We start from the raw sequence: 6,168 nt of genomic DNA, 5'->3' as shown, positions 1-6,168 counted from the left end.
TGGGGAAGCCCTGGGGCTTAAGTCATACTTGGAAATAGTTGGCACACTCCAGGTTGCTATCGAGCGTGTTATGAAAGAGCGGGATTGTGCCGCAGCATGGCAGGGAAGCAGCATGGCAGTAAAACTGAGTTGTCCCTTGAACCCTTTACGGTGTCCCCTTTACAGATGTTTACCAGATGTTTATAGGTTGACTGGGGATGATGATTCAAGCTCAGGAGAAAGCGGACTACACGCCTGAAGAATATCTGGCGCTTGAATCCGATGCCGAGGAGCGGCATGAGTATCTCAATGGGGCTATTGTTCCGATAGTCGGCGGTACGCCCAACCACAGCCTGATTATTGGCAATCTCGCCGCCGCGCTCAATTTTGCGCTGAAGCATCAGCCTTATTTCGTCTTTGCTTCTGACCAACGGCTGTGGATTCCTCAGCGCAAAATCTACACCTATCCCGATGTGATGATCGTGGCAGGAGCCTTGCAACTTCAAGACGGACGAAAAGATACTCTGATCAACCCAGTGGCGATCGCCGAAGTTCTCTCTAATTCCACCCCAGCCTATGATCGGGGCGAGAAATTCAAAGCCTATCGCACGATTCCTGGCTTTCAAGAGTATGTGCTGATTGACCAATCTTCCATGCACGTTGAGCAATATTTCAAAACCGCCCCATGCCAGTGGATTTTCTCCGAACAAGACGGCGAGACGGCAACTCTCAAGCTCAACACTGTTCCTTTCGAGCTTGCATTCGCCGATTTATACGACAAAGTGGTTTTCTCGGACACCGCAGAACAGGCGTAGGTATCTGGCGTTTCGCATCGTCACAAACGCCGCCGCCGCTGTGAATATGCGTAAATGATTCTCGGTTGCCCTGTCCCTCTACCCCAACCGTGACTTATGTCAGACCTGCAAGCCGATCCGGTCTTTTATTCCAGCGTCATGATTGAACACATTGTGCCGCGCAGTAAGGAACTGCCGTTTCGGCGATGGCACGCAGAACTGCTGCATCGCGCTCGGCAGTTTCCGGGCTACATTCGGACGGATCTTTGCCCGCCGCTGGTGTGTCGAGATGGCGTGGTGAAGTGGTATTCGGTGATGCACTTTGATACGCCAGAGCATTTGAACGATTGGGTGCAGTCGAGCGATCGCAAAGAACTGGTCATCGCGGGGCAGGGCTTTTTGCAGGAATATCGCTTCAAATCCTTTACCACCGGGCTAGAGGGCTGGTTTTCGCAGGCATCGGGCACGGAGCGCCCCGCGCTGGGCCCTGCGCCCTGGAAGCAAGTGCTGTCGGTGGTGATGGGGCTATACCCTACGGTGATGATTCAATCGCTGGTGTTTGGGGCGCTGGGCATTATGCAAGACTGGCCGCCGGGCAGCGCCATGCTGGTGAATAACCTGATTACTAGCTCGATCCTGACTTGGGGCGTGATGCCGCTGGTGTCGCGGCTGCTGGCTTTTTGGCTAGAGCCGCCCTATCGGCGATCGCCCACCCGCGTCAATCTCCAGGGCGCAGTGCTGGTGGGGGTTGCCCTCTTGCTCATGATGACGGTATTTAATCACGTAGAGTTAGGTACGCAGAGTAGACACGTAGAGTCACGTAGAGTAGGGTTCGGGGTCGAACTCCACTTTCTAATCCCAACGCTTCTAATCTCAAATCTCTTGATCCCGACCTGGTTGTCGATGTGTTTTGCGTAACCGCCAAAAATGGGCGATCGCCCTTATTTGTAAAGCGTTTGGTAACGTTTGGCGGCTCAAAGCTTAAATTTTTAATTCGTAAATTCCAGCACCTTACTGATCCCTGTGAGGATAAGGTCTATCGTTTGGTTCCTGGCAAGCCAGGAGTTGAGAGTCTGCACAGGTCTGCAATCGCGTGTGATTTCTCGCGGGTGATTCTTTGCGTGTGATTTTTCACGGGCTGTATTTGGTGTGAGTGCAGTTTTTTATCTTTGCAATTTTGTCTTTCAAAGAGTCATCGGGTTGCGATCGCCCGCTTTGGACTGTGCGGATTGGAATACTGAAAAGTTCTTTACGGTTCAAAACATTTCATCTTGGATATCAAATCAGGAGATTGACGAATGAGCTATGCTGTAGCGCCAGCAGAGACTCGCAGCATGGTGGCGCTGGTTGCCCCATTGTCGGGTCAGTTGGTTCCGATTGAGCAGGTGCCCGATCCGGTATTTGCTCAAAAAATGGTGGGCGATGGCGTGTCGATTGACCCCACGAGTCAGACGCTGCTAGCCCCTTGTGATGGCGAGGTGATCCAGCTTCACCCGTCCAACCACGCGGTGACGGTGAAAACACCGGACGGGCTGGAAGTGCTGATGCACATTGGGCTGGACACGGTGACGCTGCGCGGTGAGGGGTTTGTACCGCGAGTGCAGGTGGGCGATCGCGTCCGGGTGGGCGACCCGCTGATCAACTTCGACGCAGATTTCGTGGCTACGCACGCCCGCAGCCTGCTGACCCAGATTGTGATCACCAACAGCGATCGCGTTGCTAAGTTTGAGCCACGCCTGGGAACGGTTGTGGGCGGCCAGGACATCGCGCTGGATCTGGCGCTGGGCGACGTTTCGGAAGATGGGACGATCATTGGCGGGGTGACAGTTGCCTCGGAACCGATCGTCATTCCCAACCCGACGGGGCTACACGCCCGCCCCTCTGCGGTGCTGTCTACGCTGGCGAAAAAGTATAAGTCCGATATCCGCCTCAAGTATGGTGATAAATCGGCCAATGCCCGCAGCGTGATTGGGCTGATGGGCATGTCGGTGGGCAATGGCGCGACCGTGCAACTGGAAGCCAGCGGCCCCGATGCCGAGGCGGCGATCGCCGAACTGAGCGAAGCCCTCCGCACCGGACTGGGCGAAGAAGGCGCAAAACCCGTGGCTGTGGCGGCCAGCATCGAACAGCCAGAAATCTCGAAGCCCGCACCCCGGCCCCGCTCAGAAGATCCGAACGTCGTTCTGGGAGTGGCTGCGTCGCCTGGGGTGGCGGTGGGCTATTTGCGGCGGGTGCAGCAGCAAGAAATCGCCGTCTCGGAGCATGGCGGCGCACCCAATGAAGAACGTCGCAAGCTGGAGCAGGCGATCGCCAAGGCTTCGCAAGATGTAGAGGCGCTGCGGGCAAAGGTTCACGGCCAGGGCGATCCGAAAAAGTCCGCCATCTTTGCCGCTCATCAGGAAATTCTGGGCGATCCGGAGCTAATGGACACGGCCGCCAGCGCCATTGACAAGGGCAAGAGCGCTGCCTACGCCTGGAAGCAGACCTACACGAGCCAAGCCGAAATGCTGTCCAAATTGGATAACGCGCTTTTGGCAGAACGGGCCAATGACCTGCGGGATGTGGGCGATCGCGTCTTGCGAATTCTCACCGGGGTCACGGCCGAAGTCGTCACCTATCCCGAACACACCATCCTGGTGGCCGAAGACCTCACCCCATCGGACATGGCCACGCTAGACCCGACGAAGATCGCAGGCTTCTGCACGGTGGCGGGGGGCGCAACCTCCCACGTCTCTATCCTGGCGCGGGCGATGGACATTCCCTCGATGGCAGGCACAGAGCCGCGAGTGCTGGAACTACCGGAAGGAACCCCGGCGATTCTGGACGGCAGCAAAGGCCGGCTGCGGCTAAATCCCTCGACAGAGGAAATGGAGCGCACCCAGCAGCGGATTGCCCGCGTTAAAGAACGCCGCCAGCGAGAACTGGCAACTGCGTTTGAACCCGCAATCACGACAGATGGACACCGCATCGAGGTCGTGGCTAACATCAGCAACGCTGAAGAGGGCGCAAAATCGGTCAAGTTTGGCGGCGAGGGCGTGGGTCTGCTGCGGTCGGAACTGGTGTTTATGGAACGCGACAGCGCCCCCGACGAAGACGAGCAGACCGCCATCTACAGTGCTGCTGCCAGAGCGCTGGAGGGTCGCCCGCTGATCATCCGCACCCTGGACGTAGGCGGCGACAAGCCCCTACCCTACCTGCCCATTCCCCACGAAGAAAATCCCTTCCTAGGGGAACGCGGTATTCGGCTTGGGTTCGATCGTCCGGAGATTCTCCGCACCCAGTTCCGCGCGATCCTCCGCGCCTCCGAGTCGGGCAAGGTTCGCATCATGTTCCCCATGATCGCCCGGCTGGAAGAATGGCACATGGCCAAGCAAATGCTGGAGGAGGAGCGCCAGTCCCTCGGCGTTGCGCCCATTGAAGCTGGAATCATGGTGGAGGTGCCCTCAACCGCAGTCATGGCGGAGCAGTTTGCCCGCGAGGTGGATTTCTTCTCTGTGGGCACCAATGACCTGACGCAATATACCCTGGCGATGGATCGTGGCCATCCCAAGCTGGCTCCCTACGCCGATGCGCTAAGTCCCGGTGTGTTGGGGCTAATTGGCATGGCGGCCCGCGCTGCAAATAAGTACGGCAAATGGTGCGGCGTTTGCGGCGGCGTAGCGGGCGACCCGCAGGCCGTTCCGATTCTGATCGGTCTGGGCGTGAAAGAACTCAGCGTCAGCGCTCCCACGATTCCCAGCGTCAAGGCCCAAATCCGCACGCTCAGCCTCGCCGATTGTCAGCGCCTTGCAGAGCAAGCCCTCGCGGCAGATACGGCCGAAGCCGTGCGTGAACTCGTGCCCCTGACTGAGGATTAGGCGCTGGGCGGATGGAGGGACGGAGCGCAGGGGTTATATATCTCATTGCTCCATTGTTCTAGTTTCTATCCCTCCATTCCTATCAACGACATTCCTCGAATATCCATTTCTCCTCAATGGTGCTGCGAATAAAATTGCCGGAAGCCGCGTAGATTCTCGACTGGCAATCCAAAATCGCAAATCCAAAATCGAGAATCGATTCCAAAATCGAGAATCGATAGACCTCTCCTCTTCTCTTCAAAAAAACTATGTGGAAAAAATTCTTCGCGCTCGCGCAGCAGATGGGCAAGGCCCTGATGCTGCCTGTGTCGATTTTGCCGATTGCGGGGCTGCTGCTGGGTTTGGGCAGCGCCCGACTGATTGAGATTCAGAACCTGGCCAGCGGCACGATTACGAAAACGACCTTTGGGTTTATCCCGGAGTGGCTGGCGACGATCATGAAAGCGTCGGGGGACGCGATTTTTGGCGTGCTGCCGCTGATTTTTGCCATTGCAGTGGCGATCGCCTACACAGGCAACGACGGCGTTTCGGCGCTGGCGGCAACCGTCGGCTTTATGGTGTTCATTGCGGCGCTGGGTGCGTTTGGCACGGCGCGGGGCTTTATCACCGAGGCGCAGATTCAAGACCTGATCCAGCAGGGGCAGGATACGCCAAACATCTGGATGAAGCCTGTGTTAGGCATTTTGACGCTGGATACAGGCGTGTTTGGCGGCTTGATCATGGGCTGTATTGCGGCGTATCTGTTCAACCGCTTCTTCCGAATTAAGCTGCCGCAATACCTGGGCTTTTTTGCAGGCAAGCGGTTTGTGCCGATTATTACCTCGCTGGTGGCGATCGCCGTTGCGGCCCTCATGAGCCTGATCTGGCCCCCCATCGGCGGCGCAATCAACAGCTTTGCCAACGCCGCTGCCAGTGGGAATAACATTCCACTTTCGGCTGGGCTGTATGCGCTGGTTGAGCGATCGCTCTTGCCCTTTGGTCTGCACCACGTCTGGAACGTGCCCTTCTTTTTCCAGATTGGCTCCTACACCGACCCGGTGACAAACCAACTGGTACGGGGCGACATCAACCGCTTCTTTGCAGGCGACCCCACAGCGGGCATCTTGGGCGGCGGCTACTGGTTCAAGATGTTTGGGCTGCCTGCGGCGGCTATGGCCATCTGGCAAGCGGCAAAGCCCAAGAACCGCGCCGTTACCGGCAGTTTGATGGTGTCTGCGGCGCTGACCTCGTTTTTGACTGGTATCACCGAGCCGCTGGAGTTTTCCTTCCTGTTTGTGGCTCCGGCGCTCTACGCGATCCACGCAGTCATGGCGGGGATTTGCGACTTCCTGTTTGTGGCGCTGGGCGGGCGCATGGGCTTCACCTTCTCTCAGGGCTTCATTGACTTTGCGCTGTTCAACCAGCTCGGCAACTGGAACGGCAACAAGGGCGACGTGTGGAAGCTAATTGTCGGCGGCGGCATTGTGGCGGCGGCGGTTTACTATTTCGTGTTCCGCGCAGCGATTCGCCTGTTTGACTTCAAAACGCCGGGTCGCGAA

General features: G+C 57.3%; 4 protein-coding genes. All 4 read left to right on the top strand.

The genetic code is table 11. The annotated features are described in order from the left end of the window. The first annotated feature begins 197 nt into the window (after positions 1-197). Positions 198-794, top strand: a complete 597-nt coding sequence (locus IGS51_RS20540) for a Uma2 family endonuclease (protein ID WP_367279397.1) — start codon at positions 198-200, stop codon at positions 792-794. A 96-nt stretch (positions 795-890) separates the two neighbouring features. Continuing rightward, positions 891-1,691, top strand: coding sequence for a hypothetical protein (locus IGS51_RS20535; RefSeq protein ID WP_297080625.1), 801 nt, complete (start codon positions 891-893; stop codon positions 1,689-1,691). Between the two features lie 380 nt (positions 1,692-2,071). Then, the gene (ptsP, locus tag IGS51_RS20530) at positions 2,072-4,630 is read left to right on the top strand and encodes a phosphoenolpyruvate--protein phosphotransferase (protein WP_297080624.1); all 2,559 of its coding nucleotides are present in this window, start codon (positions 2,072-2,074) and stop codon (positions 4,628-4,630) included. Between the two features lie 281 nt (positions 4,631-4,911). Then, positions 4,912-6,168: PTS transporter subunit EIIC (locus IGS51_RS20525; RefSeq protein WP_297080623.1), on the top strand; the 1,257-nt coding region annotated here is incomplete at its 3' end.

Source organism: Thermoleptolyngbya sp. M55_K2018_002 (assembly GCF_015295965.1).
Classification (GTDB): Bacteria; Cyanobacteriota; Cyanobacteriia; order Elainellales; family Elainellaceae; genus Thermoleptolyngbya; species Thermoleptolyngbya sichuanensis.
Note: the sequence above shows the minus strand (reverse complement) of the source record. Positions and strands in the feature narration are given on the sequence as shown.